21 protein-coding genes are annotated in these 26,787 nt (G+C 70.7%); 10 read left to right on the top strand and 11 right to left on the bottom strand.

Features of this window, described 5'->3' with window-relative positions:
- The first annotated feature begins 12 nt into the window (after positions 1-12).
- Positions 13-600 (top strand): isochorismatase family protein, encoded by a 588-nt coding sequence (locus tag CGZ93_RS11525; RefSeq protein WP_094364276.1) that lies wholly within the window; start codon positions 13-15, stop codon positions 598-600.
- A 3-nt stretch (positions 601-603) separates the two neighbouring features.
- On the opposite strand, the gene CGZ93_RS11520 is transcribed toward CGZ93_RS11525, so the two are convergent.
- The gene (locus CGZ93_RS11520; RefSeq protein WP_094364275.1) at positions 604-1,239 is read right to left on the bottom strand and encodes an alpha-ketoglutarate-dependent dioxygenase AlkB; all 636 of its coding nucleotides are present in this window, start codon (positions 1,237-1,239) and stop codon (positions 604-606) included.
- A 54-nt stretch (positions 1,240-1,293) separates the two neighbouring features.
- Here CGZ93_RS11520 and CGZ93_RS11515 point away from each other — a divergent pair, with 54 nt between their 5' ends.
- Positions 1,294-2,739 (top strand): serine hydrolase domain-containing protein, encoded by a 1,446-nt coding sequence (locus tag CGZ93_RS11515; RefSeq protein WP_094364274.1) that lies wholly within the window; start codon positions 1,294-1,296, stop codon positions 2,737-2,739.
- Position 2,740: 1 nt separating this feature from the next.
- Here CGZ93_RS11515 and CGZ93_RS11510 read toward each other — a convergent pair whose 3' ends face one another.
- The 7 genes from CGZ93_RS11510 to hppD form a co-directional block, all read right to left on the bottom strand.
- Positions 2,741-3,142 (bottom strand): VOC family protein, encoded by a 402-nt coding sequence (locus CGZ93_RS11510; protein ID WP_094364273.1) that lies wholly within the window; start codon positions 3,140-3,142, stop codon positions 2,741-2,743.
- Between the two features lie 28 nt (positions 3,143-3,170).
- A complete protein-coding gene (locus tag CGZ93_RS11505) occupies positions 3,171-3,962 on the bottom strand; it encodes a helix-turn-helix domain-containing protein (RefSeq protein ID WP_094364272.1) in 792 nt (263 codons plus the stop codon).
- 1,155 nt (positions 3,963-5,117) lie between these two features.
- Positions 5,118-7,247: a 4-alpha-glucanotransferase gene (gene malQ, locus CGZ93_RS11495; RefSeq protein ID WP_212753511.1), complete on the bottom strand. Its 2,130-nt coding sequence runs from the start codon at positions 7,245-7,247 to the stop codon at positions 5,118-5,120.
- A gap of 90 nt (positions 7,248-7,337) precedes the next feature.
- Complete coding sequence (locus CGZ93_RS11490; protein ID WP_141211187.1) at positions 7,338-9,119, bottom strand: hypothetical protein; 1,782 nt, start codon at positions 9,117-9,119, stop codon at positions 7,338-7,340.
- Positions 9,116-10,858 carry an outer membrane protein assembly factor BamB family protein gene (locus CGZ93_RS11485; protein WP_094364268.1) on the bottom strand — a complete coding sequence of 581 codons (1,743 nt, stop codon included), beginning with the start codon at positions 10,856-10,858 and terminating at the stop codon, positions 9,116-9,118. Before CGZ93_RS11485 ends, CGZ93_RS11490 begins: the two co-directional genes overlap by 4 nt.
- Positions 10,859-10,900: 42 nt before the next feature.
- Positions 10,901-11,725 (bottom strand): RDD family protein, encoded by an 825-nt coding sequence (locus tag CGZ93_RS11480; protein WP_141211186.1) that lies wholly within the window; start codon positions 11,723-11,725, stop codon positions 10,901-10,903.
- A gap of 254 nt (positions 11,726-11,979) precedes the next feature.
- Positions 11,980-13,179, bottom strand: coding sequence for a 4-hydroxyphenylpyruvate dioxygenase (gene hppD, locus CGZ93_RS11475; protein ID WP_094364266.1), 1,200 nt, complete (start codon positions 13,177-13,179; stop codon positions 11,980-11,982).
- A 103-nt stretch (positions 13,180-13,282) separates the two neighbouring features.
- Here hppD and CGZ93_RS11470 point away from each other — a divergent pair, with 103 nt between their 5' ends.
- The 3 genes from CGZ93_RS11470 (at position 13,283) to CGZ93_RS11460 (ending at position 16,310) form a co-directional block, all read left to right on the top strand.
- Positions 13,283-13,768, top strand: a complete 486-nt coding sequence (locus CGZ93_RS11470) for an Lrp/AsnC family transcriptional regulator (RefSeq protein ID WP_229117389.1) — start codon at positions 13,283-13,285, stop codon at positions 13,766-13,768.
- A gap of 68 nt (positions 13,769-13,836) precedes the next feature.
- On the top strand, positions 13,837-15,132 hold the full coding sequence (locus CGZ93_RS11465; protein WP_094364265.1) for an ABC transporter substrate-binding protein: 1,296 nt from the start codon (positions 13,837-13,839) through the stop codon (positions 15,130-15,132).
- A gap of 98 nt (positions 15,133-15,230) precedes the next feature.
- Positions 15,231-16,310: a serine/threonine-protein kinase gene (locus CGZ93_RS11460; protein ID WP_229117388.1), complete on the top strand. Its 1,080-nt coding sequence runs from the start codon at positions 15,231-15,233 to the stop codon at positions 16,308-16,310.
- 31 nt (positions 16,311-16,341) lie between these two features.
- On the opposite strand, the gene CGZ93_RS11455 is transcribed toward CGZ93_RS11460, so the two are convergent.
- Positions 16,342-18,138 (bottom strand): DEAD/DEAH box helicase, encoded by a 1,797-nt coding sequence (locus CGZ93_RS11455; RefSeq protein WP_456073007.1) that lies wholly within the window; start codon positions 18,136-18,138, stop codon positions 16,342-16,344.
- A 286-nt stretch (positions 18,139-18,424) separates the two neighbouring features.
- On the opposite strand from CGZ93_RS11455, the gene CGZ93_RS11450 reads away from it, so the two are divergent.
- Genes CGZ93_RS11450 through CGZ93_RS11440 form a run of 3 tightly spaced genes read left to right on the top strand, consistent with a single transcriptional unit; the run spans position 18,425 to position 20,629 of the window.
- Positions 18,425-19,795 carry an MFS transporter gene (locus CGZ93_RS11450; RefSeq protein ID WP_176451738.1) on the top strand — a complete coding sequence of 457 codons (1,371 nt, stop codon included), beginning with the start codon at positions 18,425-18,427 and terminating at the stop codon, positions 19,793-19,795.
- A gap of 30 nt (positions 19,796-19,825) precedes the next feature.
- Entirely contained in the window at positions 19,826-20,095 is a 270-nt protein-coding gene (locus CGZ93_RS11445) for a DUF3039 domain-containing protein (protein ID WP_094364262.1), read from the top strand.
- Positions 20,096-20,140: 45 nt separating this feature from the next.
- Positions 20,141-20,629: a SixA phosphatase family protein gene (locus CGZ93_RS11440; protein ID WP_176451737.1), complete on the top strand. Its 489-nt coding sequence runs from the start codon at positions 20,141-20,143 to the stop codon at positions 20,627-20,629.
- A gap of 28 nt (positions 20,630-20,657) precedes the next feature.
- Here CGZ93_RS11440 and ahcY read toward each other — a convergent pair whose 3' ends face one another.
- Positions 20,658-22,085: an adenosylhomocysteinase gene (ahcY, locus tag CGZ93_RS11435; RefSeq protein ID WP_229117387.1), complete on the bottom strand. Its 1,428-nt coding sequence runs from the start codon at positions 22,083-22,085 to the stop codon at positions 20,658-20,660.
- 163 nt (positions 22,086-22,248) lie between these two features.
- Between ahcY and CGZ93_RS11430 the strand changes: the two genes are divergently transcribed.
- Positions 22,249-24,375 carry a transthyretin-like family protein gene (locus CGZ93_RS11430; RefSeq protein WP_094364259.1) on the top strand — a complete coding sequence of 709 codons (2,127 nt, stop codon included), beginning with the start codon at positions 22,249-22,251 and terminating at the stop codon, positions 24,373-24,375.
- 3 nt (positions 24,376-24,378) lie between these two features.
- On the opposite strand, the gene CGZ93_RS11425 is transcribed toward CGZ93_RS11430, so the two are convergent.
- Positions 24,379-25,536: a citrate/2-methylcitrate synthase gene (locus CGZ93_RS11425; RefSeq protein ID WP_229117386.1), complete on the bottom strand. Its 1,158-nt coding sequence runs from the start codon at positions 25,534-25,536 to the stop codon at positions 24,379-24,381.
- Between the two features lie 60 nt (positions 25,537-25,596).
- Here CGZ93_RS11425 and CGZ93_RS11420 point away from each other — a divergent pair, with 60 nt between their 5' ends.
- Positions 25,597-26,778: a citrate/2-methylcitrate synthase gene (locus CGZ93_RS11420; protein WP_094364257.1), complete on the top strand. Its 1,182-nt coding sequence runs from the start codon at positions 25,597-25,599 to the stop codon at positions 26,776-26,778.
- Positions 26,779-26,787: the final 9 nt, after the last annotated feature.

Genomic DNA, 26,787 nt, shown 5'->3' with positions numbered 1-26,787 from the left:
CCTGGAGGACCCATGACCGACCAAGAGCCGCGGGCGCTGATCGTGGTGGACGTGCAGAACGACTTCTGTGAGGGAGGGTCGCTGGCCGTGGCCGGAGGTGCCGCGACGGCGCGGGCGATCACCGAGCTGCTGAAGGGTGAGCACGACTATTCGCTGGTGGCGGCGACCCGGGATCACCACGTCGACCCGGGGGCGCACTTCGCCGATCAGCCGGACTTCGTGGACAGCTGGCCGGCACACTGCCGCGCGGGTACCCCGGGAGCGGATTTTCATCCTGAGCTGGGTTTCCGGGAGTTCGACGAGGTGTTCTTCAAGGGCCAGCACGCGGCCGCCTACTCCGGTTTCGAGGGGGCCTCCGAGGATGGGACCCGGCTGGCCGATTGGTTGCGGGAGCGGGGCGTACGCCGGGTCGACGTGTGCGGGATCGCCACCGATCACTGTGTCCGCGCGACCGCGCTGGACGCGGCGACCGAGGGGTTCGACACCACCGTGCTGCTGCCGTTGACCGCGGCGGTGTCACCCGACCGGATCGAGGACACCCTGGCAGCCTGGGCCCGGGCCGGCGTGGCCACGGCGGGCGAGCTCCATCCCGTGCGCTGAGCGTCAGCGCACCCCGAGCGCCCGGAACTGCACGCTGACCCGGGGCCCGACCGGCTGGCTGGTCTTGGCGATGCCGTGTTCCCAGGTGCGCTGGCAGGAGCCGCCCATCACGAGCAGGTCGCCGTGCCCGAGCGCGAACCGGTGCCGGGTCGGGCCGCCCCCGCGAGGCCGCAATCCGAGCGTGCGCGCCGATCCGAGCGACAGGATGGCCACCATCGTGTCGACGGTCGCCCCGCGGCCGAGGTTGTCCCCGTGCCAGGCGACGGAGTCGGCACCGCTGCGATAGAGGCACAGCCCGGCCGAGACGAACTCCTCCCCCAGCTCGGGCAGGTAGTGCGCGCTGAGTCGTCGCCGCGCCTCGGTCAGCTCGGGATCGGGCAGGGTCTCGCCGCGTTCGTAGAACTTGGTCAGTCGGGGCACGTCGACCTCGCGGTCATACATCCGGCGACGTTCGGCGTGCCAGGGGGTGTGCTGCAGCAGCCGCTGGAACAGCGGGTCGGAGCCGGTGAGCCAGCCCGAGAGATGGTCGACCCAGGCGGTGCTGGACAGCCGGGTGCGGACGACCGAGGTGAGCGGCGCGAAGCCCCGGACCGGGTCGGGCAGTGCCTGGTCCAACAGGGATCCCTGGTATTCGATCACGTGTACGATGCTACACCTTGCCGCCGGCCACACAAGGATCGCTAGGTTCGTGTCATGACACAGCGCAGCACCAACCTGCCCACCGCCTCGGCCGAGGCCCTCGGCGTACGCCACGAGGCGCTGCAGGCGTTCGTCGACGACCTGACCGCACGCTCGGTGGAGGTGCACGGTCTGGCGGTGGTCCGCCGCGGTCACCTGGTCCAGCTGGGCGAGTGGGCGCCGTGGCGAGCGGAGCGACCGACGCTCGCCTATTCGGTGAGCAAGACGGTCACCGCCAGCTGTGTCGGGCTCGCGATCGCCGACGGGCTGTTCGCGCTCGACGATCGCGCCGCCGACCTGCTGGGCATGGCGCCGGACGCGGTCGCCGAGGGTGCGGACCGGATCACGGTGCACCACCTGCTGTCGATGGCCACCGGCCACACCGAGGACACCCTGCCGGCGCTGCGCTGGCACGGCGATGCGGTCGCTGCCTTCTTCGGTACGCCGCCGCAGGCCGAGCCGGGCAGCGTCTTCTGCTACAACAACGGCGCCACCTGGGTGCTGGGCGAGCTGGTACGCCGCCACACCGGCGAGCGGTTGGTCGACTTCGCCACCCGGCGCTTTCTCACCCCGTTGGGAATCGACGATCTCGCCTGGCAGGCCGCGGACGGGGGCGAGCTGGGCTTTTCGGGCTGTTTCCTCACCGTGGAACAGATCGCGGCGATCGCCGAGCTCTATCGCTGCGACGGAGTGTGGCAGGGCGAGCGGTTGTTGCCCGAGGGGTGGGCCCAGCTGGCGAGCGCCCACCAGGTGGCGACCGGGGAGCAGGAGAACGCGCACAGCCGACTGGGTTACGGCTATCAGCTCTGGCAGCACCCGGACGGTTATCGGCTGGACGGAGCGTTCGCCCAGTATGGAATCGTGCTGCCCACCCAGGAGGCGGTGATCGCGGTGACGAGTGGGCAGTTCCCGTCCCAGGACGTGATGGAGGCGGTGCTCGCCCACCTGCAGCCGGGACTGGCGCCACTCGAGGAGCCGGCGCGGCCCGGCGCCCCGGGGTCGTTCACGGCCGCGGTTCCGTGGCCGGGTGACGGCGAGCCGCTGGAGCCGGTCGCGGTGAGTCGGACGATCGAGCCGCGGCAGCCGCAGGAGGCGCCCGAGCAGTGGTGGTTCCCCGAGCTGAGCGAGGCCGAGCTGGCGTACGCCGACGGCTGGCAGCTGCGGATCCGGCTGACCGGGGAACCGACCACAGTCGAGTTGGGGGAGAACGAGTGGTTGATCACTGATTTCGTTGCCGAGCAGGGAACGCGGGTTCCGGTGGCGACCCGCGCCCGGCGTTCGGCAGGGCTGACCGAGGTCGGCCTGTGTTTTCTGGACACCCCACACCGGTTGACGATCACCCTGGCCGACGACGGCACCGCCGTTCAGCGGTGGAACTGTCCCCCGCTCAACGGCGCCCCGCTGGCGGGGTTGTCGGCCGAGCACGCGACGGTGCACCCTGACCCCGTGCGCCCTAGCTAGCTCATTCGCCGGCGTAGGAGCCGAGGTTCCACTCGTTGCCCTCGGGATCGCGTACGCCGGCGCTGCGACCGCCGTAGTCCATCTCGGTGGGTTCCTGGGTGCTGACGCCGCCTGCAGCCATCGCCCGGGCGTACACCTCGTCGACCTCGACGTCGCTGGCGAGCACCAGATAGCAGTTGCCGCGGCCAACCCGGTCCTCGGCGGCGTGCTGCTTCTCGGGGCGGACGGAGCCCGCCATCAGCCCGCCATTGTCGCGCCAGCGGAATTGGGAGTGCTCGACCCGCGTGGGGTCGGACTCGTTGCGGACCACGAGCACCTCGTCGAAGCCGAGTTGCTTCAGGAAGGCGGCGCCGGCGTCGAAGTCGCGGTAGATCACGGACGGGAACAGCTGTGGTTTGTTCATGGCTCCAGCCTGTCGGGTCGCTCGCGGGTCAGTCTTGAAGAATTGGGAACTCTTCGGCGAGGGTCTGGCTCGGGGTACGCCCGGCCAGCTGGACCCATTCGCGGGTCAAGTGGGACTGGTCGCTGAATCCGAACCGGTACGCCGCATCAGCCAGGGTGAGGCCGGAGCGCACCGCTTGTCGGCTGCGGTCGAACCGGGCGAGCCTAATCACCTGTTTGGGCGCCACCCCGAACTCGGCCACGCACCGGTTGGTCAGGTGCCGACGACTCCATCCGACCGATCCGGCGACCTCGTCGACGCGGGCGCCGGTACGGCGCAGCAGTCGCCAGGCCTGGGCGACCTCGTCACCGGGTTGGCTGGCACGCTCGTCGACTGCCCGCCGCAACAGTTCCTCCTCGAGCAGCGCGAGACGGCGGTCCCAGCTCGGCTCGTCGGCGAGGCGGGCGTGCAGTGCTGACGGTACGCCAAGCTCGTCGAGACCGGCCACCTCATTGGCGAGTGCGCCGATGGGTGCGTCGAGGATCAGCCGGAATCCCAACGGAGTCAGCGAAAGCTGGATCCCACACTGGGTTCCGTGGGTGTGCACGAGGGCGGGCCGGGTGTGCATCCCGGACACCATCTGCCAGTGCCTGGCGGACTCCCCCGGCGTGTCCGCCCAGCCCACGTCGATCGGTTCCTCGAACGCGAGAATCACGGTCGCGGCCGGCGCGGGCAGCCCGAAGTGCACCGCCCTCGGGTCGGTCCGCAGGTCATAGCCGACCATCGGCCCCGCCAGCAGTCCGCGCAGGGCCGGATGTACCGCCCGCACGGCCCCGGTCATGAGCTCAGTCTAGATACCCGGATGCGGGCGCAGTGGTACCCACCGACGTTCCTTGAGTAGCAGGGCATGCGGAGCAATGCCCTGCGTGTCGAAAAGAACTCGATCAAGGAACGGTCGTCAGGGTGGTGAGTTGTTGGTGGGTCCGCGGTCGCGGTGCAGCCGTTTGCGTCCGGTGTGGGCGGCGTCGAACAGGATGCACGGGTCTTCTTCGTGGTCTCAGTGGGGTCGTTGACGACGTGTTCGGGTGGTGGTTTTCGCCACGTCCCGTGGCAGCTGGTCCAGGCTTGTTGTCCGGCGGGGGTCATCCAGTGCAGGAGTCCGTTCTTGATCTGTTCGACCCGTAATCCGGCGTGGGTTTTCGCTCGGTGGGGGTGCGGGTGAACGGGGCGAGGTTGGTCTGGTGGGTGGGTCCTTCGGGCCATTCCCTGGTGTGGTGTTCACCACCTCCCCCGTGGGTGTGACCGCGGCGCCGTCTAACAGCGACGGGGGCGCGGAGGACGTCGGCAACCTTGTTCAGCGTGGCATCCAACTGCGCCGCGGCACCCGCGTCCAGGGTGCCTTCACCATGGGTGATGCCAGGGGTGCGGGGAGGGATGGAAGCTCCCTCGCCGGCCGGCGAGGGAGGCTTGACGGTGTTCTTCGGCGTCCAGCAGCAACGCGGCCCGGGTTTCGGTGACGTTGCTGATCTTCCCCGGTGTCCATCCCGGCAGCTTCGGCCCGAACTCGGAGTCGAACTGCCGCGCTTGCTGGAAGGACAGGTGCCGACAGGTGTGCTGCCACGGCACCGGATGCCGATGCCGCAGGTTCAACACATCCGCGACCCCTCCAGCCTGATGATCGTCCCTGAGGGCGGGTTCCGCTCGACCCGTCCGGCATTGCTCCGCAGGCTCCGCATTGCCGGCCTGCTCGGGGAACGTAGGAGGCTTCGACTCGCAAGCTCGCTCAGCCAACGGAGGGCTGGGAACTGGAGGTTGGGCGCTGAGGTGGTGGAGGCGGAAAGGGCGTCGGGGCGTGGTCGGGCGTACCGAGCTGAAGACCCAATCGCGGCAGCGCAAACCCAGACCGCCAGCGAGGTGGGCGGGACGCCCTTTCCGCCGCAACCACCGGACGCAACCACAACCAGCAGGCTTCGACAGGCTCAGCCAGCGCGGGGGGCTAGAGGCCTTCGGCCAGGAGGTGGCAGGCGGCGGCGGCTCGGTCGCTGGTGAACACCTGTTCCAGCGTCATCGGCTCGCCGTTCGGGCCGGTCAGCGGGACCCGCCAGTTCGGGTACTCGTTGCTGGTGCCTGGCTGGTTCTGCGTCCGCCGGTCCCCCACGGCGTCGGTCAGCGCCAGGTTCAGCATCCGCGAGCGGGTGCGGACCAGGAACCGGTGCAGGGCGCGGACCACCTCGGCGGACCCTTCCTCGGTGTCGACGTCAACCCCCTCGGCCAGCACCCCGTGCTCGCGCAGCACCGCCAGCCACTCGTCACGCTCCGACCGGTCGCGCGCCAGCTCCTCCTCGAGCCCGTCGGTGAGCAGGCCGAGCCTGTGCCGCAGGCGTACGTGATCCCCGGCCAGATAGCCGGTGGTGGGCGGCAGGTCGTGGGTGGTGACCGAGGCCAGGCAGTATTCCCGCCACTCCTCTGGCGGGAGCGGGCGCCCGCCGGGCACGGTCCAGTCCTGCTCGAACCAGAGGATCGAGGTGCCCAGGATCCCCCGCCGCAAGAGATAGTCGCGCACCCACGGCTCCACCGTGCCCAGGTCCTCACCGACGACCAGCGCACCGGCCCGATGCGCTTCCAGGGCGAGGATTCCGATCATCGCCTCGTGGTCGTAACGCACGTAGGTGCCGCGGGTGGCCGGCATCCCGGTCGGCACCCACCACAACCGGAACAGGCCGATGATGTGGTCCACCCGGATGCCGCCGGAGTGCCGCAGGATGCTGCCGAGCATGTCCCGGAACGGCCGGTACGCCGTGTCCGCGAGCCGATCCGGACGCAGGGGCGGCTGCCCCCAGTCCTGGCCGAGCTGGGTGAACTGATCCGGCGGCGCACCCACCGACACCGAGCGGGCGAACACCGAGCCGAGCGACCAGGCGTCCGACCCGGCAGGGCTCACGCCGACGGCCAGATCGTGCACGATGCCGAGTTCCATGCCGGCCGAGGTCGCGGCCCCCTGAGCCTCCCGGAACTGCTCGTCCAGGCACCACTGCAACCAGCGGTGGAAGTCGATCTCCTCGGCGTTCTCGTCACGGAATCGCTGCACGGCTTCGGTTTGCGGGCTCTGATACTCGACCGCCCAGGTCCGCCAGTCGGCTCCGAGTGCCCGGCTCAGGGCGCACCAGGTGGCGAAGTCGAGCAGCCCCTGTCCCTCCCGCGCGCAGAAGCCGGCGAAGGCGTACGCCCGGCCCGGCCGCAGACCTGCCTCGAAGACCGCTCGCAGGGCCGGCTCCTTGGCCAACCACACCTGGTTGCGGTCGATCGCGTCCACTCCGGCGAGCCGCTCGCTCAACTGCTCGAACTGTGCCCGCACCCGCATCCGCTGTGCGGGGGTCAGCTCGGCGTACTCGTCGATCGCCTCCACCCGCAGATAGATCGGGTTGAAGAAGCGCCGGCTGGTGGGCAGGTAGGGCGATGGTTCCATCGGCACCTGCGGCTCCGCCGCGTGCATCGGGTTGACCAGCACATAACCGGCCCGGTGCTCGGCCGCCGACCACACCGCCAGGTCGGTCAGGTCACTCAGGTCACCGATCCCCCAGGACCCGCCGGACCGCACGCTGTACAACTGGGTGGCCAGTCCCCAGGTCCGTCGATTTCCCAGCTGGGCGGGAAAACCGAGATGCTCGGGGGTCACGATCAGCGCCCCCTCGGCACGTTCGGAACCCGAACGCGCCACGATCTGGTGATAGCCCAGCGGCAGGTCCGACGGCACCAGGAAACTCGCCTCGCCGACCAACCGGCCGTCGACCTCGCGGGCCGGTTCCCAGTTGTCGACCTGGCTCACCGACCTGGTACCACCGACCTCGAGTTCGATCTCGACCTCGACCGGGTCTCCGGCCGGGACGTGCACGGCGAACTCCCGACGCTCCCCGGCCGCGACGACGACGCAGGCCGGCAGCATCCGGCGCCATGGGCCGAGCCGGTGCTCGGCGAGCGCGGTCCGCGGATCGTCGATATCGACCTCCAGCGCGCCCAGCACCGCCGACAGGGTCTCGGCGCTGACGACGGTGCGCCGGCCCTTCCAGTCCACGAACTCGGTCGCCACACCGAGGGCGGTGGCGAGCTCGACGAGGGCGGGATCCAGTTCGGGATCGGGGGTGGGATCCGGGGTGGCGTCGGGGGCGGCAGGGTCGCGGGCAGGCTCAGCGGGAACTGGGGAGGAGGAGGTCACGGCTCACGTTCCGGGTTGCGGCGGCAAGGGCGTGTGCACCCTATCCGGAGCGATCCCCCCAACTCCACCCGATCCATTCGCCGAGTCGCGGCTGGCGTCCGGAAAGCCGCCCTCGGTCGACAGCGGCCGCGTGAGGGCCACCAGCAGGGCGCCCAGTAGCAACGGGGCACCGATCAGGTTCAGCCCCATCGCGGCGAAGTTGTCCAGGTCCAGGGTCGGCAGGTCGGCCCGGGACACCGCCACCACGGCCAGCGTGAGCACCGCCAACAGTGAGTTCGCGGCGTATAACAGCACGCGCGTCACCTTGGGGAAGGCGCGGGATTCGCCACGGGTGATCGAGGCGTCGGTGAACAGCCGCCAGAGCAGACCGAGCAGCAGCACGGCCATGCCGGACACCCCCGCGGCCAGCGAGGCGGGCTCGGCCAGCACCTCGCGGCGTCCCACTCCGACGGTGATCAGCAGCACGATCAGGGTGGGCCACAACGCCTCCCCCGCCCGTCCGCGCGCAGCCGCCCAGGCCAGCCGAAGCAGGGCCGCGAGCGCGCACCAGGCGGTGATCGTCTCCACGCTCCAGGCCAGGGCGAAACGACCGCCGGTCCACAGCGCCAGGGTTCCGCCACCGACCAGCACGACGAAGGCGGCGGCCGGTACCACCGTCACCCGGTCCCCGCCCCGCAGCCGACGGATCGCGAGCAGCAGCACGGCGAGCGCGACCAGGCAGCGGGTGGCCGCGACGGCCTTCTCACTGGTCATCCAGCCGGTGACCAGTTGGCCGAACTCGGTTCCGCCGGGCAGGCCGATCATGCCGATCAGGGTCCCGGCGAACAGGCCCACCGTCCCCACCACCAGGAAGCTGATCAGACCGATGGCGATCGGATAACCCAGCGAGCCGTACGCCTCGCTGACCGCCGGCGCGGCGGCCGGTCGGCGTCGGCCGAGCAGCACCGCGACGAGCGCGGCGGTGAGCGCGACCGCCAGTGCTGAGGACAGCCAGGACTCCCAGCGCCAGTCCCACTCCGCTTCCGTGATCCCCGAGACGATGTCCCAGGCGGTCACCGCCGTCGCCACCGCCAGCAGCACCCACAGCCCCGATCCCGGCCGCGGGCCGAACTCGCGGCGTACGCCCTCCCCGATCGCCTCGGCGACCCGGACCGGGATCTCGGCCAGGGAATAGCCGGCGAGCACCAGGGTCGGCAGCGCGAAGAGCATGGTGACGGTGATCAGGCCGAGCAGGGACTGGATCCGGGTGTCGATGCCGAGCACGTCCCGCTGCCCCAGCGCCATCGCCCCGAAGACCGCCGTCACCAGCAGCAGGAGCACCACCGGGAACTCGAACCAGGCGGGGCGGCGGCGGGCGCGGGCGACCGTGAAACCCACCAGGGCCAGAAAGCACGACAGCGCCACCAGGATCGGTAGTGGCCCCGGCGCGACCGAGATCAACATCAGCACCAGCCCGATCAGCAGCAGTCCCAGCACTCGGATCAGCGGATGCACGTGCAGCAGCGCGGTGGCGAGCAGTGCCAGCGTGAGCACCATCAGCCAATAGAGAGCGGTCACCGTCCAGGCGCCGATCACCAGGTTTCCGTCGGTGATCAGCCGGTCGTTGGCGCGGATCCAGCCCGAGGCCAGCACCAGTCCCCCGGCCAGGGCGTACGCCGCAGCGGCCAGCACCAGCACAGGCCGCAGCCAGCCGGGCCACTCGCCGCCGCGCGGTCGCCCCTCCCGGACCGGGTCGATCAGCACCCGCGCGCAACCGACCAGGAAGGCGTACCAGAGCACCCTCATGATCGCCGCCACAGCGTCACGCCGGTCGAGTCGACGATGACCGGGCCGAGGGCCCCGTGGGCCAGCACCGGGGTGGACACCGGGCGCGCGGGCACCGGCTGCGGCGGACCCAGGCGGCCGTCCGCGCTCACGGTTCGCGCCTCCGCAGGCCCGGCCAACCAGCCGGTGGTGCCGTCCGTCACCGAGAATTCACTGGCCAGTGCGTGGTGCCAGAGCCGCTCGCCGGTGGCCAGGCGTACGCCGTCGATGCCGTCCCCGTTGCGCACCAGCACGACGTCACCACCCAGCAGGTGCAGGTCGTCGGCCGGGTCGGTGAATCGGGTCAGCCACCGCGGATCGCCGTCGTCGGTCGAGAAGGCGTGCAGCCGACCCTCCGCGCCGGAGACGACGACCAGGTCACCGCCCACCACGACGCGCCGGACCGGGTCGGGCATTTCCCGCTCCCACAGGGATTCCCCGTCGGCAGTCAGCATCCGGAGGGTCTTGCCGGCGGCCGTGACCACCGCCGGCCCTTCGGCCGTCTGCGCGACGATCGGCTGGATCGCCGATCCGGCCTCGTCAACGCTCCAGCGCACCCGCCCGTCTCGGCAGGAGACCGCGTGCAGCTGCCCGTCCAGGGTGGCCACCAGCAGGTCCTCGCCGAGCCGACCGGGGGCGGGATGGGCCACGTCCTCCAGCTCGGTGGTCCACAGCCAGTGCCCCTCGGCGTCGTGGGCGACGAGGCGACGCTGGGCGGTGCCGGCGACCACGGCCTGGCCACACCCGGCGACCATGGTCAGGTCGCCGCCCGGGTGGACCTGGAGCTCGGAGAGATAGGCCGGACCCTGGCGTCGCAGCCGGAGCACGTTGCCGGTGTTCCGGTTGCCGACCCAGAGCCGGTCCTCGCCGACCCCGGTGACCCCGATTGGCGCCACGGCCAGGTCGGCGCCGCCGCGTTGGATGGGGATCCGGGTGGCGCGCAGCCCGTCGACGGGACCGGGGACGGCTTCGACCTCCACGCCGCCGCGGGCCGGCTGCCGATCTGCCTGCTGCCACCGGCCCTCGACGTGCACCACGCCGCGCCCCGGGCAGCGTACGGTGATCGTCTCGCGGGCGGGCGCGGAGCCGATGGTGAGTTCGTGCTGCACCCGCACGCACCCGTCACCGAATGAGCTGCCGTCCGACAGCGTGGCGCGATCGGTGTACGCCGCCTGCCCGGCCTCGCTGGTCACCGTGCCCCGGGAGTCGAACTCAGTGCCCGCCCGGGGGTCGGGCGGGAGCTCCAGCAGCGCGGGACGGAAGACCAGCCACCCCTGCGCGGACTCCTGCACCGGCCTGGGCCCGGCAATGAGATGGGTGTGCAACCCGGATTCGTCCAGCGAGCGCAGTTCCGGCGTACGCCCGCTGCCCGCGTCGTCGGTCTCGACCACCCAGAAGCGGCTGCGGACCTCCGCCAGGTCCTTGATCGCCATGAAGTATTCCTGAGGCCCGTCGGCAAAGGCGCGCGTTCCGGGCAGGTGCGCGGTCTCGCGGACCACGTCACCACCGGGGCCTGTGCCGCGTTCGTGGTGCCCGTCGGGGGCGACGAGCTCGGCGGCACCCGAGGAGGGCAGCTCGCCCGGGGGGCTGGCGGCGCCCAGGGCGGCGAGCAGGCTGAGCACGGCTGCGATCGCGAGCAGCACCAAGGCGGCGCTGCCGGGTGAACGCTCGACCCGAAAGTTCCGCGGGATCAGGTGCCCGCGGCCGGGCCTGCGCCTCATGGGTCAAGGCTAAGCGGGCCCCGGGCCAGTTCGGCCGGCGAATCAGCGGTTGCGGACAACCTGGGTCTTGACCACCTTGTCGTGCAGGGTCTGGCGGCGTCGGTCCCACAGCGGGAACAGATAGTCGATCAGGCCGAGCAGCGGCACCAGACCGAGCAGCCGGGTGACCAGCGGTCGCAGCAGGGCGGTGCCCCAGGGCAGGCGAACCGGGGCGTGCCCCTGTTCGGCCGGTACCACCCGCAGGCCACAGGCGAGTTTGCCGAGGGAGGCGCCCCGGAAGCGCAGCATCAGGCCGTGGTAGATGACGAAACAGGCCAGGGTGACCGCCTGCAGAATGTACATCTCGGGTGGGGTGATCAGCGAGATGGCATATCCGAGGTCGGGGGTGCCGCCGGTGGTGCTGATCTCGGTCAGATAGGCGAGATAGGCGCTCATGCCGCGCTGGATGGCTGCACCCAGTCCGGTCACCTGGGAGATCACCTCGGTGACGACCGAGATCAGGATCCAGTCGATCACGTACGCCAGCAGTCGCCAGCCCCAGCTCGCCAGCGGCACCCCGTCGGCGGTCTGCGGGATCGGGGGTCCGTACGCCTGATGCTGGCCGTAGGAGCCTTGGCCCCAGGGCTGCGCCGGGACGCGGGGATGGCCGTGCCCCGGACCGGGGGCGTACGCCGCGCCGCCCGGAGGACCGAACCCGGGTTCTCCGAACTGCCCGCTCGGCTCGGAGGGGCGGGTGTTGCGGGTCCATTGCCAGCCGTCCCAGTAGCGTTCCTGCCCCTGGTTGGCGGGGTCGGCGTACCACCCTCCGGGTGCCGCGTGCCGGCCTGGGGGTGCGGGCGGGCTGCCGACCGGGATCTCGTCGCTCACCCGGCCAGTGTAGGGGCGCTCGCCGGCCGCGCGACCGGATCGCTCGGCGGCACTCCCACTGGAGCGACTCGGCGCGCACCTGGCCGCCCTGACACTGCACTCCGCAGCGATGGGGTCCTGATCTCCCCCGGGCGGTGAAACCGCGCCTTGATCTCTCACAGCGATCAAGGCCCGAGCGTTCGAGACCCGTCCCACAAGGGTGTGGGGTCGGGTCCGGGGAACGCCCGGGCCGGAAGAGATCGAAGAGAACGCGATCAGAGGTTGCCGCGGATCTCCTGCTCGCGCTCGATCGCCTCGAACAGTGCCTTGAAGTTGCCCTTGCCGAAGCCGAGCGAGCCATGCCGCTCGATGATCTCGAAGAACACCGTCGGCCGATCCCCCGAGGGCTTGGTGAAGATCTGCAGCAGATAGCCGTCCTCGTCGCGGTCGACCAGGATCTTGCGGCTCTGCAGCTCCTCGATCGGCACCCGCACGTCACCGATCCGGGCGCGCAGCTCGGGGTCGGAATAGTAGGAGTCCGGGGTGTCCAGGAACTCCACACCCTGATCCCGCATGTAGTCCACGGTGGCCAGGATGTCGTTGGTGGCCAGCGCCAGGTGCTGGGCGCCCGGGCCGTCATAGAACTGCAGATACTCGTCGATCTGCGAACGCTTCTTGGCGATCGCCGGCTCGTTCAGCGGGAACTTCACCCGGTGGTTGCCGTTGGCGACGACCTTGCTCATCAGCGCCGAATAGTCGGTGGCGATGTCGTCGCCGATGAACTCGGCCATGTTGGTAAAGCCCATCACCTTGTTGTAGAACTCGACCCACTCGTCCATCCGGCCCAACTCGACGTTGCCGACGACGTGGTCCAGCGCCTGGAAGATTCGCTTCGGGGCACCCTCGGGACGCCGATAGGTGGAGCTCCGCTCCGCATAGCCCGGCAGGTACACCCCGCGATAGTTCGAGCGGTCGACCAGCGTGTGCACGGTGTCGCCGTACGCCTGGATGCTCGCCATCCGCACGGTGCCGTGCTCGTCGGACTCGTCGTGCGGCTCCACCACGATCGTCGCCCCGCAGGCACGCGCGTGCTCCACGCACTTGTCCACGTCGGGCACCGTCAGCGAGATGTCGATGACACCGTCGCCGTGGCGACGGTGGTGGTCGGCCAGCGGCGAGTCCGGCGCCACCGCGCCCTTGAGCACGAACTTGATCGCGCCAGACTTCAGCACGTACGCCTTGTGGTCGCGTACGCCCTGCTCCGGGCCGAGGTAGCCGATCAGCTCCATGCCGTACGCCGACTGGAAGTAGTGGGCCGCCTGGTTGGCGTTGCCGACCACCCAGACGATGGCGTCCCAACCGGTGACCGGGAAGGGGTCGGAGTCGGCGTCGTACTCGACCAGACCGACGAGCTGTCGAAGCTGGGCGAGGTCAAGCTCGGCGAGTCGTTCTTCATTGGTGAGCACGTCAGTCATGAAAGAAATGGTCCAAAATGCAGTCAATCTGCGCAAGGCATCAAAACGTTTGTGTACATTTTGCCCAGTTACCCGCTGTCAGGGTTGATCGCAGGGAGGCAACGTGACCAACAACACGCACCCGATCGATGAGTTGGACCGCCGGATCCTGGCATTGTTCGCCGCCGAACCGCGGCTGGGCGTGCTCGAGGCCAGCCGCCGCCTGCGGGTGGCCCGGGGCACGGTGCAGGCGCGGCTGGACCGGATGCAGACCAGCGGCGTGATCACCGACTGGGCCCCCACCGTCTCCCCGCGGGCGCTCGGCTATCGGGTCACCGCCTTCGTCACCTGCGAGATCGACCAGGGCGCCGGACGCCGCCAGGTCGCCGAGCACCTGGAGTCGATCCCCGAGGTGCTGGAGTGCTGGACGATCACCGGCGACGGCGACCTGTGGGTCCGCGTGGTGGCCCGCTCCAACGCCGACGTGCAACGGGTGATCGACCAGATGCACACCGACGCCGGCGTCCTGCGCACCTCCACCCAGATCGCCCTGGCCAAGGAGTTCGGTCACCGCACCGGACCGCTGGTCCAACAGGCCGGCACCGACTGACCGGTCACCTCCGACCTCACCGGGTAGCATTCGCTGACCACTCATGACGCATCCGGGAGGTTCGAACAATGAAGTCGTGCGCCCGTGTCGCCCTGGCCGGAGCAGCCGTGCTGCTACTGACCACCGGCGCATGCAGCAGCAAGTCCCCCGCCTCGCCCACGACCGCCCCCGTCGACTTCAACGAGCGGGGTCCGATCAACCTCGTGGCGGTCAAGGACTCCACCGGTCAGACCCAGAAGGAACTGGACACCTGGAACGCCACCCACCCCAACGAGAAGGCGACCCTCATCCAGCTGCCGGACTCCTCCGACCAGCAGCGCAACGTGATCCTGCAGGCGTTCCAGACCAAGAACGCCGACTACACGGTGATCAGCACCGACATCATCTGGACCGCCGAGTTCGCCGCCAACGGCTGGATCACCGAACTCGACCCGGCCCCGTTCCAGCTGGAGGCTATGGTCCCCGCCGCCGTGGAGGGCGGCAAGTACCGGGACAAGTTGTACGCCGTGCCCGAGATCAGCCAGGGCGCGCTCCTCTATTTCCGCAAGGACCTGCTGGACGCGGTGGGCGCGCAGCCGCCGACCACGATGGATGAGGTGAAGCAGATCTGCGCCAAGGTGAAGACGCTGCCGCAGGGCGCCGGCGTGGACTGCTATGGCGGGCAGTTCAACAAGTACGAGGGGCTCACCGTCAACTTCGCCGAGGCCGTCGGCGGCTCCGGCGGGCAGATCGTCGACGCCGCCGGCCGTCCGACCGTGAACACCCCGCAGGCCAATCAGGCGCTGCTGTGGATGGTGGGCGCGTTCAACGACGGCACCATCCCCCGGCAGGCGGTGACCTGGACCGAGGACGAGAGCCGGCAGGCGTTCCAGAACGGCAAGCTCGTGTTTCTGCGCAACTGGCCCCACGTGTACGCCCGGGCCGCGAAGACCGACGGCTCCTCCCAGGTCGCCGGCAGGTTCGACGTGACCACGCTGCCTGCGCTGCCCGGTGGCAGGACCGGGGTGTCCAGTCTCGGCGGGGCCAACCTGGCGGTCAGCAGGTTCGCCCGGAACAAGGGCACCGCGGTGGACTTCATCAAGTACATGACCTCGACCGAGACGATGCGGGAACGCACCGTGGCCACCTCGGTGGCGCCCGCCAGGACGGCGATCTACACAGATCCGGCGGCCACCTCCCAGCTCACCTACCTGCCCACGCTGTTGGAATCGCTGCAGACGGCCCGGCCCCGGCCGGTGGTGGTCAAGTACGGCGACTTCACCGTCGCCATCCAGGACCAGGTGTACGCCTCGCTGCAGGGGCAGAAGAAGCCCGACCAGGCGCTGACCGAGCTGCAGGCCAGGCTGGACGCGCTGGCGAAGTGAGCGTACGGAGTTCACCGCGCGACCCGACGTGACCCGGTGACCGGGTGCGGGAACGAATCGTGGCCCCGGCCCGTCGATGCGACACAATGATGCCCACCATGGAGAAGATCGGTCGCTACCGCCTGATCCGGCGCCTCGGCGCCGGTTCGTTCGCGACCGTCTGGCTCGGCCGCGACGATGACCTCGATGTCGATGTCGCGGTGAAGGTGCTCGCCGACAACTGGGCCAGCAACGACAACGTGCGCAACCGGTTCCTGTTCGAGGCGCGGCTGATGCGCCGCATCCGCGACCCGCGGGTGGTTCGGGTCTATGACATCGGCACCCTGCCCGACGGTCGGCCGTATTTCGTGATGGACTATTGCGACTCCGGCTCGCTCCAGGATCTGCGCCGCTCCCCGATCGACCCGGGCACCACGCTGCACCTGTGCGCCGAGGCGTGCCGGGCGCTGGACGTCGTGCACCGCGAACAGGTCGTGCACCGCGACGTCACCCCCGGCAACCTGTTGCTGGACCGCTCCTCGGGAAAGCTGCAGGTGCTGCTCGCCGATCTGGGCGTGGCCAAGGAGATGATCGAGCAGGCCGGCGCCACGATGACCGCGGGCACACCCTCCTACATGGCCCCCGAGCAGGCCAGCGGCGATGCGCTCGGGCCGCGCAGCGACCTGTACGCCATGGCGAGCGTCACCTACGCGGTGCTGACCGGCCAGCCGGCGTTCCCGGTGAAGACCGTGCAGGACCTGATGACCCGGCCACCGGACGCGCTGCCCCGCCCGCTCGCGCCGATCCTCGGCACTCCGCCGCAGCTGGATCAGCTGCTGGTCGCCGCGCTGTCGCTCAACCCGGCCCAGCGTCCACCCAGTGCGGCCGTGATGGCCGACGAGCTCGACCGGATCGCCGCGCTGCTGCCGCTGCCGGATGCCACCCAGTCCACGCAGGTACGCCCCCGGTTCACCCCGGAGCTCGGGTCGCTGCCGCCGCAGTGGCAGGCCAGCGCCAATCCGATGCCGACCCCGACCAGCCTGCCGCCGCACCCGTCCGGGATCTCGCACGTGGTCGGGCCGATCCCGCAGCCCGCCGACGACGGGCCCCCGGTGTGGCAGCACTGGACGCTGGTCACCCTGATCGCGGTCCTGGTGTTCCTGGGCGTGGTCGCGCTCACGCTGTTCATGCTCGGCTGAGGGCGTTCTGGCCCGGCTGAGGGCGTACGCCTCAGCTCTTGCGGCTGACCGCCCAGTCGCGGATCAGGTCGATCCGGTCCTGCAACTGGTCGGCATCGGCCGCCGCCGTCGGCGGTCCGCCGGTCGCCTCGCGCAGCTGGGTGTGGATCACCCCGTGCGGGAGGTTGGTGCGATGGTGCCAGGCGCCGACCAGCCCGTTCAGCTCCTTGCGCAGCTCGCGCAGCCGGCGGTGGGTGGCCTGGTCGGCCACCCGAGCGGAACGCTCGTCCGCGGTCGCCGAGGCGCGGTTGAGGTGCTCGTGCTGGCGACGGCGCAGCAGGTCCTTCACCTGGTCGGGCTCGAGCAGCCCGGGCAGGCCGAGATAGTCCTGCTCCTCGGCCGATCCGGCCATCGCCTGCAGGCCGAAGTCGTGCCCGTCGAACACCACCTTGTCGAAGTCGGCCTCGCTGGCCAGGGCGGTGAACTCCCCCGGCTCCTCGAGCAGCTCCTCGGACGCCTTCTCCTCGCGCTGCGCCTCGGCGAGTGCCAGCTCGTCCTCGTTGTCGGCGCCGCCGGGCAGCTTGAGCACGTGGTCGCGCTGCACCTCCATCTCGGCGGCGTGCCGCAGCAGGGTGGACACGCTGGGCACGAACACCGAGGCGGTCTCGCCACGGGTCCGGGCCCGGACGAAGCGGCCGACGGCCTGGGCGAAGAACAGCGGGGTCGTGGTCGTGGTGGCGTACACGCCGACGGCCAGCCGGGGCACGTCCACCCCTTCGGACACCATGCGGACCGCGACCATCCACCGCTCGTCGGAGTCGGCGAACCTGCCGATCCGCTTGCTGGCGCCCGCCTCGTCGGAGAGCACCACCGCAGGCTGTTTCCCGGTGATCCGCTTCAGGATGGTGGCGTACGCGCGGGCCTTCTCCTGGTCGCTGGCGATCACCAGCCCACCGGCGTCGGGGACGTGGCGGCGCACCTCGGTCAGCCGGGTGTCCGCCGCCTGCAGCACCGCTGGAATCCAGGCGCCGTTGGGGTCCAGCGCGGTGCGCAGGGCCTGCGACTCGTAGTCCTTGGTGAGCGGGGTGCCGAGCCGGGCGGCGACCTCCTCGCCGGCGCGCGTACGCCAGTGCATGTCACCCGAATAGGACAGGAACAGCACGGGCCGGACGATGTGATCGGTGAGCGCCTCGCCGTAACCGTAGGAATAGTCGGCGACCGAGCGCAGCCCACCGCGGTCATCCGGGGCGTACCGGACGAACGGGATCGGGTTGGTGTCGGATCGGAACGGGGTGCCGGTCAGCATCAACCGCCGCCTGGCCGGGTCGAACGCCTCACGCACCGCCTCGCCCCAGCTCAGCGCGTCGCCGGCGTGGTGCACCTCGTCGAGGATGACCAGGGTGTTGGTGCTCTCCACCCGGATCCGCAGCGCCAGCGGGTTGGCCGCCACCCCGGCGTAGGTGAGCGCGAACCCGTCGAACTCGCGCGAGCTCCTGCCCTGCTTGACGCCGAAGTCTGGGTCGATGTTGATCCCGACGCGGTGCGCGGCCTCGGCCCACTGGGTCTTCAGGTGTTCGGTCGGGGCGACGACGACGATGCGTTGCACCACCCGGCGCTGCAACAGGTCGGCGGCCAGGGTGAGCGCGAAGGAGGTCTTGCCAGCACCGGGGGTGGCGACCGCGAGGAAATCGCGGGGGTTTTCCTCGCGATACTTGGCGAGGGCGGCCGCCTGCCAGGCGCGCAGCGTCTTGACGGTTCCCCAGGCGGCCTTCTGCGGGAACGCCGGTGAGAGCCCCTTCGCCTGCAGGTCAGGGACGCTCGGGTCGCTGAACAGGTCTGGCTCACTCACTGGCCCCATGTTAGGCGTGCGGTGTGACCACGGCGAAACCCAGCGCTCCCGAGCAACGGAGTCCGGCGCCAGCTTGGTGCAGGGCTGTCGAGAGGTCCCCCACCGGCCAGGCCCCGAGCCACGGCGCCGGACGGGGTCGTCTGGTCCGGGGTGATCGGGCTGCAGCAGAACGGGCAGCCGGTGCAGTTCCCCAATCCCTCGTCCACTCCCTATGACCCGCTGCGCCCACTCCGGGTGACCGGTGCGGCAATTGGGCCGCGGACGCAACACCTGCTGGGATGGGCGGGTGCCCACTGACACCACCACCGAGTTCGACCGCAGACCGCTCGCGGTGGGACTGCTGTCAGGGGTGTTCGCGACCGCCTTCGAAGGAATCGCTGTCACCACCTCGATGCCCGCCGCGGCGACCGAACTGGGCCGGATCGAGTGGTACGCCTGGGCGTTCAGCCTCTACATGGTCGGCATGCTGATCGGCTCGGTGTCCGGGGGCCGACTCGCCGATGGGCGTGGCCCGCTGCCGGCCATGGTGATCGGCATGACGGGGTTCGCGCTTGGCCTGGCGGTGGCCGGGCTCGCCACCACGATGGAGATCCTGCTGCTCGGGCGCCTGGTCCAGGGCCTCGGAGCCGGCGTACTGGGGGTGGCGCTCTATGTCGTGATCGCCAGCGCCTTCACCGAGGACCAGCGACCCGCGATGATGACCGCCTTCTCCGCGTGCTGGATCCTGCCCGCCTTCGTCGGCCCTCCCCTGGCCGCCTGGGTGACCACCACCTGGTCCTGGCACTGGGTGTTCTGGGGGATCCTGCCGTTGGTCGTGCTGGCAGCGGTACTCGCGACTCCGCCGCTGATCAAGCTGCAGGCCCAGCGCGAACCGACCACCGACGCCACCCCGGTGCCGATCTGGGTCGGACTCGTGCTGGGCGCGGCTGCGGTCGCCGTGCAGTACGCCGGACAGCGGTTCTCCGCGCAACGGGACTGGCTGGTGCTGGTGTCGCTGCTCGCCGGGGTGGGGTTGCTGGCCGTCGCCCTGCCGCGGTTGATGCCGCGCGGTTTCCTCACCCTCGGCCGCGGACTGCCCGCGGTGATGGCCAGCCGGGCGCTGGTCGCGGGCGCCTTCTTCGGCGGCGAGGCGTTCATCCCGCTGATGCTGGTCGAGCAGCGCGGCCTGTCGCTGGGCGTCGCCGGAGCGATGCTGACGGTGGGCGCCAGCGGGTGGTTCATCGGCTCCTGGCTGCAGTCACGCCGCTGGTTCCGGCTCCCCCGGGACAGGATGATCGTGCTGGGCTCGGCCTCGGTCGCCGTGGGGCTGCTGGGGTGCGCGGTGGTGGCGTACCTGCCGGGGCTGTGGGTCGGGGTCGCCTGGCTGGTCTGGCCCTTCGCCGGATTCGGGATGGGGCTGGTGATCGCCTCGACCGGACTGGCGCAGATGACGTTCTCTCGGCTGTCTGAGCAGGGGCGCAACGCCTCGGCCCTCACCTCGGGGGAGTCGCTGGGCAACTCCGTGATCACCGGGGTTGCCGGCACGATCTTCGCCGCCCTGCACCTGGCCACCCCCGGTCCGGTCACCTTCGCCGCCGTGCTGGTGTCGATGGTGCTGATCGCCGGACTCGGCGTCTGCAACGCCACCCGGATCGGGGAGATCCGCGCACCGGAGTGACTCCCGGCTCGGGGCACGTAGGATGCGGGTGTGAGTGAGACCCAGATCGGCACCGGATCCCAGACGGTCCTCGACGAGCGCACGGAATACCGCTACGACGAGGGCGACCACGAGCGGTTCTCCCATTACGTGCCCAAGGACAAGCTGACCGAGGCGATGGTGATGGGTACGCCGGTGATCGCGCTCTGCGGCAAGGTGTGGGTGCCCTCCCGCAACCCGGATCGGTTCCCGGTCTGCCCACAGTGCAAGGAGATCTGGGAGTCGATGCAGTCCGGTGACGACGGCGGCGGCGAAGGCTGAACACCGGTGCCCCACCCCCACCCCACGCCCCACACCCTGGTCCTGATGCGGCACGCCAAGTCGAGCTGGTCGACCGACGCCGGGGACCACGAGCGGCCACTGTCCACCCGCGGCCGCCGCGACGCCCGGGCCGCGGGCGCCTGGCTCGCCGAGCAGGGCCTGCAACCCGATCTGGTGCTGTGCTCCACCTCCACCCGGACCCGGCAGACCCTGTCCGGGCTGCGGGACGGTGGTCTGGAGCCTCGCTCGGTGCGCCACGACCGACGGCTCTATGAGGCGACGATCGAGGAGCTCGTCCAGGAGTTGCACACCGTGGACGCCGCGGTCGACACGGTGCTGGTGATCGGCCACAACGGGGGCATCGAGGAGGGAGTCGGCTTTCTCGCCGCCCGCCGCGGCCACCGGGACTGGTGGGCGGCGATCGACGAGAAGTTCCCCACCGCGGCGATCGCGGTGATCGAGGTGGCGCCGGACTGGCGCGAACTGCGCCGCGGCTGCGGGACCCTTCGGGCGTACCAGGTGCCGCGCGGCTGACCGCCCCCTCCGCTCACGGGAGGGGCGATCAGTAGCGGTAGCTGTCCGGCTTGAACGGCCCTTCCACCGGTACGCCGAGATAGCCGGCCTGCTTGTCGGTCAGCTCGGTCAGGCGTACGCCGAGCGAGGCCAGGTGCAGCCGGGCGACCTCCTCGTCCAGGTGCTTGGGCAGCACATGCACACCGGTCGGATAGTCGGCCTGCTTGGTGAACAGCTCGACCTGGGCCAGCACCTGGTTGGTGAACGAGTTGCTCATCACGAAGCTGGGGTGCCCGGTGGCGTTGCCCAGGTTGAGCAGCCGGCCCTCGCTGAGCACCAGGATCGCGTGCCCGTCGGCGAAGGTCCACTGGTGCACCTGCGGCTTGATCTCCACCTTCTCGATGCCGTCGATCCGGGCCAGCCCGGCCATGTCGATCTCGTTGTCGAAGTGGCCGATGTTGCCGACGATCGCCTGGTGCTTCATCCGGCTCATCTGCTCGGCGGTGATCACGTCCAGGCAGCCGGTCGCGGTGACGAAGATGTCGGCGGTCTCGACCACGTCGTCCAGGGTGGCCACCTGATAGCCGTCCATCGCCGCCTGCAGCGCGCAGATCGGGTCGACCTCGGTGACGATCACCCGCGCTCCCTGTCCACGCAGGGATTCCGCGCACCCCTTGCCGACGTCGCCATAGCCGCAGACGACCGCCACCTTGCCGCCGATCAGCACGTCGGTGGCGCGGTTGATGCCGTCTACCAGCGAGTGCCGGCAGCCGTACTTGTTGTCGAACTTCGACTTGGTGACCGAGTCGTTGACGTTGATCGCGGGGAACAGCAGCTTCTGGTCGCGCTCCATCTCATAGAGCCGGTGCACGCCGGTGGTGGTCTCCTCGGTCACCCCGCGCACCTCGTTGGCGAGCGCCACCCAGTCGGTCTTCTGCTCGGCCAGGTTGCGGGCGATCAGCCGGCAGATGACCTGCCACTCCTCGGGGTCGTCCTCGGTGGCGGTGGGCAGCTCACCGGACTTGACCGCCTCGACCGCGCGGTGCACCAGCAGGGTGGCGTCGCCGCCGTCGTCGAGGATCATGTTCGGCAGCTGGCCGTCGGGCCAGCTGAGGATCTGCTCGGTGCAGTCCCAGTACTCCTCCAGCGTCTCGCCCTTCCAGGCGAAGACGGGTACGCCGGCCGGCGCCTCGGGCGTACCGGAGCCGACGGCGATCGCCGCGGCCGCGTGGTCCTGGGTGGAGAAGATGTTGCAGGAGGCCCAGCGGACCTCGGCGCCGAGCGCGGTCAGCGTCTCGATCAGCACGGCGGTCTGCACGGTCATGTGCAGCGAGCCGGCGATCCGCGCCCCCTGCAGCGGCTGCGAGTCGGCGTACCGCTCCCGCATCGCCATCAGCCCGGGCATCTCGTGCTCGGCGAGGGTGATCTCCTTGCGCCCGAAGTCGGCCAGGGACAGGTCTGCTACGCGATGATCCACGACCGCGCAGCCTATCCGGGGCTCGCGGAGGGTGTCGAACAGGCCGTCGGCGGAGGTGCCGGGATCACCCCCGGAACCAATCCGGAAAGTTCCCGTCCTCAGGGAACTGTCAGGGGCCGCTCGGGGTCGCATGATGGTGCCAACGGCGAGGAATCGGGGATTCATGAACGGCAAGCAGCGGGTGGTCACGGCCCTGGTGGCGACGGCGGCGATAGGAATCGGTCCGGCCGTCTGGTTCGCCGGAAACGCGGTCGCGGCGCCCAGTGCGGACTCGCGACGGCTGTGCTCTCAGCACTGCTCGATCAGCTCCCCGTTCAGCGCCGCCACCGAGGGCGTGACCGAGGGCGGCAACGTGCAGGTGCAGGTCCAGGGCAAGCCCGGCAGCTACAAGGTGCGGGTCTTCCAGGTCGTCACCAACGCCGAGGGCCGCCCCACCAAGCTGGTTCCGGTCGGCCCCGTCACCACGGTCGAGGTGGAACCGAACGGGTACGCCAAGCCCACCCCGGTGAAGATCGACCCGATCAAGGCACCGCTGACCGGCGGCTCGAAACGGTTCACCGTCCAGCCCGCCGACGCGACGGACGTGAACCAGTTGGTCGGCAGCGGCAAATCCGTCGACCAGTTCACCGTGAACTCCCACCGCGCCCGCGTCGCCCGGACCAGCCTCGGCCCCCGTGACGGCAAGGCGTACCAGAACGGTGAGGCCTCCACCTATGCGCTGGAGGCCGGTATCCCGGGGGACCGCTACGAGGTCCACGTCAAGAACAAGGCGGGCAAGTGGGTGAAGGTGTCCACCGACACCAAGGACGCCGGGATGGCCCGCCCCAACGGTGAGATCGGCCCCAAACACGACGGGCTGATCACCTTCGATCCGCGGCGCGCGCAGCTGGCCCCCGGGAAGTATCAGCTCAGAGTGGTCAACGCCAAGGATCCGGCGAACCCGATCTTCACCACCGAGGTCACCATCCTCGGCAACGGTGAGACTCCGACGACCACCCCGCCCCCGAGCACTCCCTCGGTCAGCCCCGCCCCCAGCACGGCCGCGCCCCGGACCAGCACCCTGTTCGTCGGCCCCGGCGTACGCGAACCGCTGCAGTGGAAGCGGGAGGGCGACTCGATCGTGGTCAGGGGCAGGCTCGTCAACGGCGCGGACGGCCCGGTCGGCGGTGTCGAGGTCGAGTTGGTCAGCGGAGACCAGCGGGTCAAGGTGAAGCCCGATCGGGACGGCGGCTTCACCGCGCGGATGAAGGTGGCCGACAAGGACTCCCGCTTCCGGGTCGTGTTCGCGGGCGCCAAGCAGCTCAAGCCGAGCGAGTCGGCCACCGTCGACGCGGCCGGCAAGGAGATCCAGCCGACCCCGGCGAAGGCCACGAAGTTCACCGGCTCGAACGGCTCGGGCGGACCCGCCTGGGTGCGCATCAACGCTGAGCCCAGGGTCACCGTGAACGGCGTACTGGTGGGCGAGAACGGCAAGCCGGTCCCGAACGCCGAGGTGCGCGTGGTGCGGATGAAGAGCGACCCGAAGGAGATCACCAAGCCGGAGGTGATCGTGACCGTCCGCACCGACAAGGACGGCCGGTTCTCGGCCAGTGCCGACCTGCCGAAGGGGTGGCAGGACACCGCCCAGCCGGTCGCGGTGAACTTCCCCGGTAACGGCGAGCTGAGGTCGACCACCAGCGAGGCGGTCGACCCGCGGAAGATGCAGGTCGGCGGGCCGGAGCCGAGCCCGACTCCCCCGCCCAGCTCCTCCCCGACCCCGAGCCCGACTCCGAGCCCGACCGCCACCCCGCGGGTTGACCAGCGCACCGAGACCCGACTGGTGGGCCCGGACGGCACCGGTGCGCCGAGCTATCGGATCGAGAACGGCAGGATGATCTCGACCGGCCGCCTGGTCACCGCGGACGGCAAGCCCGTCGCCGGTGCGAAGCTGACCAACAACGACGTCACCGGCGGGCAGAACGGTCCGGTGCTCGGCGAGACGACCACCGGGGCCGACGGCAGCTTCACGCTGACCGCCGCCCTGCCGGAGGGCTGGGAGACCAGGAGCAACTTCAACGTCGCGCTCCGCTTCGCCGGTGACGACACGCACCGCCCGATCGAGGTCCAGACCAGGCCCGAGGCCGGGGGCACCGGTGCCGGGGGCGGCTCCGGGTCCGGTGCGGGTTCCGGGTCCGGTTCGGGTGGCACCGACGGTGGCTCCAGCGATGGCGGCACGACCGGTGGCGGCACCTCCCCGGATGCCAAGGGCGCCCCGGAGAGCAGCGGCGGCCTGGCCAAGACCGGCGCCTGAGCCTCACCCAGCAGTCGACCTGACCGGCACCGGTTGCGGTGCCGGTCGGCCGACATACCGGGCCGAGGGTCGGAAGATCTTGCTCGACCGGTTCTGCTCCAGCACGTTGGCGCCCCAGCCGACCACCCGGGCCACCGCGAAGGTCGGGGTGAAGAGCTCGCGGGGCAGCCCGCAGCGTTCCATCACCACCCCGGCATAGAACTCGACGTTGGCGTAGAGCTCGCGGCCCGGTTTGAGTTCGGCGAGCGCGGCCACCACCTCCTGCTCGACGGCCACCGCCAGCTCGACCAGTTCGCCGCCCAGCTCGAGCGCAGTTTCCCGCAGCAGCATCGCCCGTGGGTCCGCGGTCCGATAGACGGCGTGCCCGAAGCCCATGATCCGGTCGCCGTCGGCGACCTTCTGGCGTACCCAGTCCCGGGCCCGGGAAGCCTCGCCGATCTCGTCCAGGGCATCCAGCGCACGGTCCGGCGCGCCACCGTGCAGCGGCCCGGCGAAGGCACCCAGCGCACCGCACACCGCGCTCGCCACGTCGGAGCCCGCCGAGGTGATCACCCGCGCGGTGAAGGTGGAGGCGTTGAACCCGTGATCGATGGTGCAGACCAGATAGCGCTCGATCGCCGCCACCGTCTGGGGGTCCGGCTCACTGCCGGTGAGCTGCCAGAGCCAGTCGGCGGCGGTGGACAGCTCGGGTCGCGGCGGGATCGGCTGCTCCCCGGCGCGCAGCCGGTGCATCGCCGCGAGCAGGGTCGGCGTCACCGCGGCGACCCGGATCGCCTCCCGGCGCAGCCGTTCGGGATCCGCGCCCCAGGCGGGCTCGAAGCCGTCGACGGCGCCGAGCAGGGAGAGCGCCGTGCGCAACCGCGCCAGGGCATGCCGATCGCGCCCGGCCCGGGCCACGGTCGGCAGCAGCTCGCGTACCGGCTCGGGCAGGGTGCGGGCGGCGGCGATCTCCTGCTCGAAGGCGGTCAACTCGGCCGGGTCCGGCAGGTGGCCGACGAACAGCAGGTGCCACACCTCGGTGAAGCTGCGGCTCCTGGCGAGGTCGATCGCGTCGTATTCCCGGTAGTGATAGAAGCCCTCGCCCCCGCGGACGTCACCGAGCTCGGTATCGGCGACCACGACATTCTTCAGCCCCGGTGGGGCGATCTGGATCTGTGTCATGGCACGACTGTCCGTCAACATTGATTGCGCGTCAATGTTGATTCGGTCAATATTGATCCCATGCCCGAGGACCCGAGAATGCTCTCCACGGCCCAGGTGGCCCGCCGCCTGGGCATCCGCACCGAGACGGTGTACGCCTATGTCAGCCGCGGGGTGCTGACCCGGCGCCGGCTGCCGGGACAGCGGGGCAGCTACTTCTCACTCGACGAGGTGGACGCGCTCACCCGACCGCAGGGACCACAGCGCACCCGCCGCTCCCCCGGGCTCGCCGACGACATCCGCACCGCGATCACGCTGATCGAGGGAGATCGGCTGTACTTCCGCGGGGTCGAGGCGACCGAACTGGCCAGGCGGCATCGGTTCGAGCAGGTGTGTGAGTTGCTGTGGCAGCAACCGGCCGACTTCACCCCGGACGGGCGCGCCCTGCGCCGGGTGCGGTCGGCGGCCTCGCGGCTGCCCGCCGACGCCGCGATGACCACGCGGTTGCGGGTGCTGGTCGAGCTGACCGGGCTGCAGGACCCGGCCCGCGGTGACCTGGCCCCGGCCGCAGTGGCCGCCGCCGGCGCCCGCGCGATCACCCTCGCCGTGCACGCCCTGCCGCGGGTGCAGGTCGGCGGCACGGTGGCCGACTGCCTGGCCGAGCAGCTGGCCGGGCCGAGGCCGAGCGCGCGGGTGCGTGACCTGGTACGCCGGGCGCTGGTGCTGCTCGCCGATCACGACATGGCAGTGTCCACCACCGCGGCCCGGGTGGCGGCGAGTGCCCGGGCCAACCCCTATGCGGTGCTCGCCACGGCACTCGGCCCCTTCGACAGTCCGTTGCACGGGTCGGCGCCCGCTGCGGCGTACCGGTGGTTCGCGGGCGCGGTGGCCGACCCGCAACGGGTGCTGACCGACGCCCTGGCGGCCGAACGCCCGCCGGCCGGCTTCGGACACCGCATCTATCGCGACCGCGACCCGCGCGCCGAGCACCTGCTGGCGCGCTGGCAGGGCCCGCGCCGGGTCGGCGAACCGCTGGCGATGATCCGCGGGCAACTGCTGGAGCGGCGCGGCTGGTTCCCCACCAGCGATGCCGCCCTGGCGGCGTACGCCCTGGGCTGGGGGCTGCCACCGGAGACCGGCGAGCTGATCTTCGGGGTGGCCCGGATGGCCGGCTGGATCGCGCACGCCATCGAGGAGTACGCCGCCGAGCCGCTGCGCTTCCGCCTCGGCGGGGTGTACGTGGGCCCACGCCCCAGCAGCTGACCCACCTTG

The sequence above is a fragment of the Enemella dayhoffiae genome (genome assembly GCF_002250625.1).
GTDB classification, from domain to species: domain Bacteria; phylum Actinomycetota; class Actinomycetes; order Propionibacteriales; family Propionibacteriaceae; genus Enemella; species Enemella dayhoffiae.
Note: the sequence above shows the minus strand (reverse complement) of the source record. Positions and strands in the feature narration are given on the sequence as shown.

Coding starts and splice junctions, on each gene's coding strand:
- CGZ93_RS11515 (WP_094364274.1), top strand. CDS start 1,294: ATGACACAGCGCAGCACCAACCTGCCCACCGCCTCGGCCGAGGCCCTC.
- CGZ93_RS11420 (WP_094364257.1), top strand. CDS start 25,597: ATGCCCGAGGACCCGAGAATGCTCTCCACGGCCCAGGTGGCCCGCCGC.
- CGZ93_RS11525 (WP_094364276.1), top strand. CDS start 13: ATGACCGACCAAGAGCCGCGGGCGCTGATCGTGGTGGACGTGCAGAAC.
- CGZ93_RS11460 (WP_229117388.1), top strand. CDS start 15,231: ATGGAGAAGATCGGTCGCTACCGCCTGATCCGGCGCCTCGGCGCCGGT.
- CGZ93_RS11490 (WP_141211187.1), bottom strand. CDS start 9,119: ATGAGGGTGCTCTGGTACGCCTTCCTGGTCGGTTGCGCGCGGGTGCTG.
- CGZ93_RS11440 (WP_176451737.1), top strand. CDS start 20,141: ATGCGGCACGCCAAGTCGAGCTGGTCGACCGACGCCGGGGACCACGAG.
- CGZ93_RS11485 (WP_094364268.1), bottom strand. CDS start 10,858: ATGAGGCGCAGGCCCGGCCGCGGGCACCTGATCCCGCGGAACTTTCGG.
- CGZ93_RS11425 (WP_229117386.1), bottom strand. CDS start 25,536: ATGACACAGATCCAGATCGCCCCACCGGGGCTGAAGAATGTCGTGGTC.
- CGZ93_RS11465 (WP_094364265.1), top strand. CDS start 13,837: ATGAAGTCGTGCGCCCGTGTCGCCCTGGCCGGAGCAGCCGTGCTGCTA.
- CGZ93_RS11510 (WP_094364273.1), bottom strand. CDS start 3,142: ATGAACAAACCACAGCTGTTCCCGTCCGTGATCTACCGCGACTTCGAC.
- hppD (WP_094364266.1), bottom strand. CDS start 13,179: ATGACTGACGTGCTCACCAATGAAGAACGACTCGCCGAGCTTGACCTC.
- CGZ93_RS11505 (WP_094364272.1), bottom strand. CDS start 3,962: ATGACCGGGGCCGTGCGGGCGGTACATCCGGCCCTGCGCGGACTGCTG.
- CGZ93_RS11430 (WP_094364259.1), top strand. CDS start 22,249: ATGAACGGCAAGCAGCGGGTGGTCACGGCCCTGGTGGCGACGGCGGCG.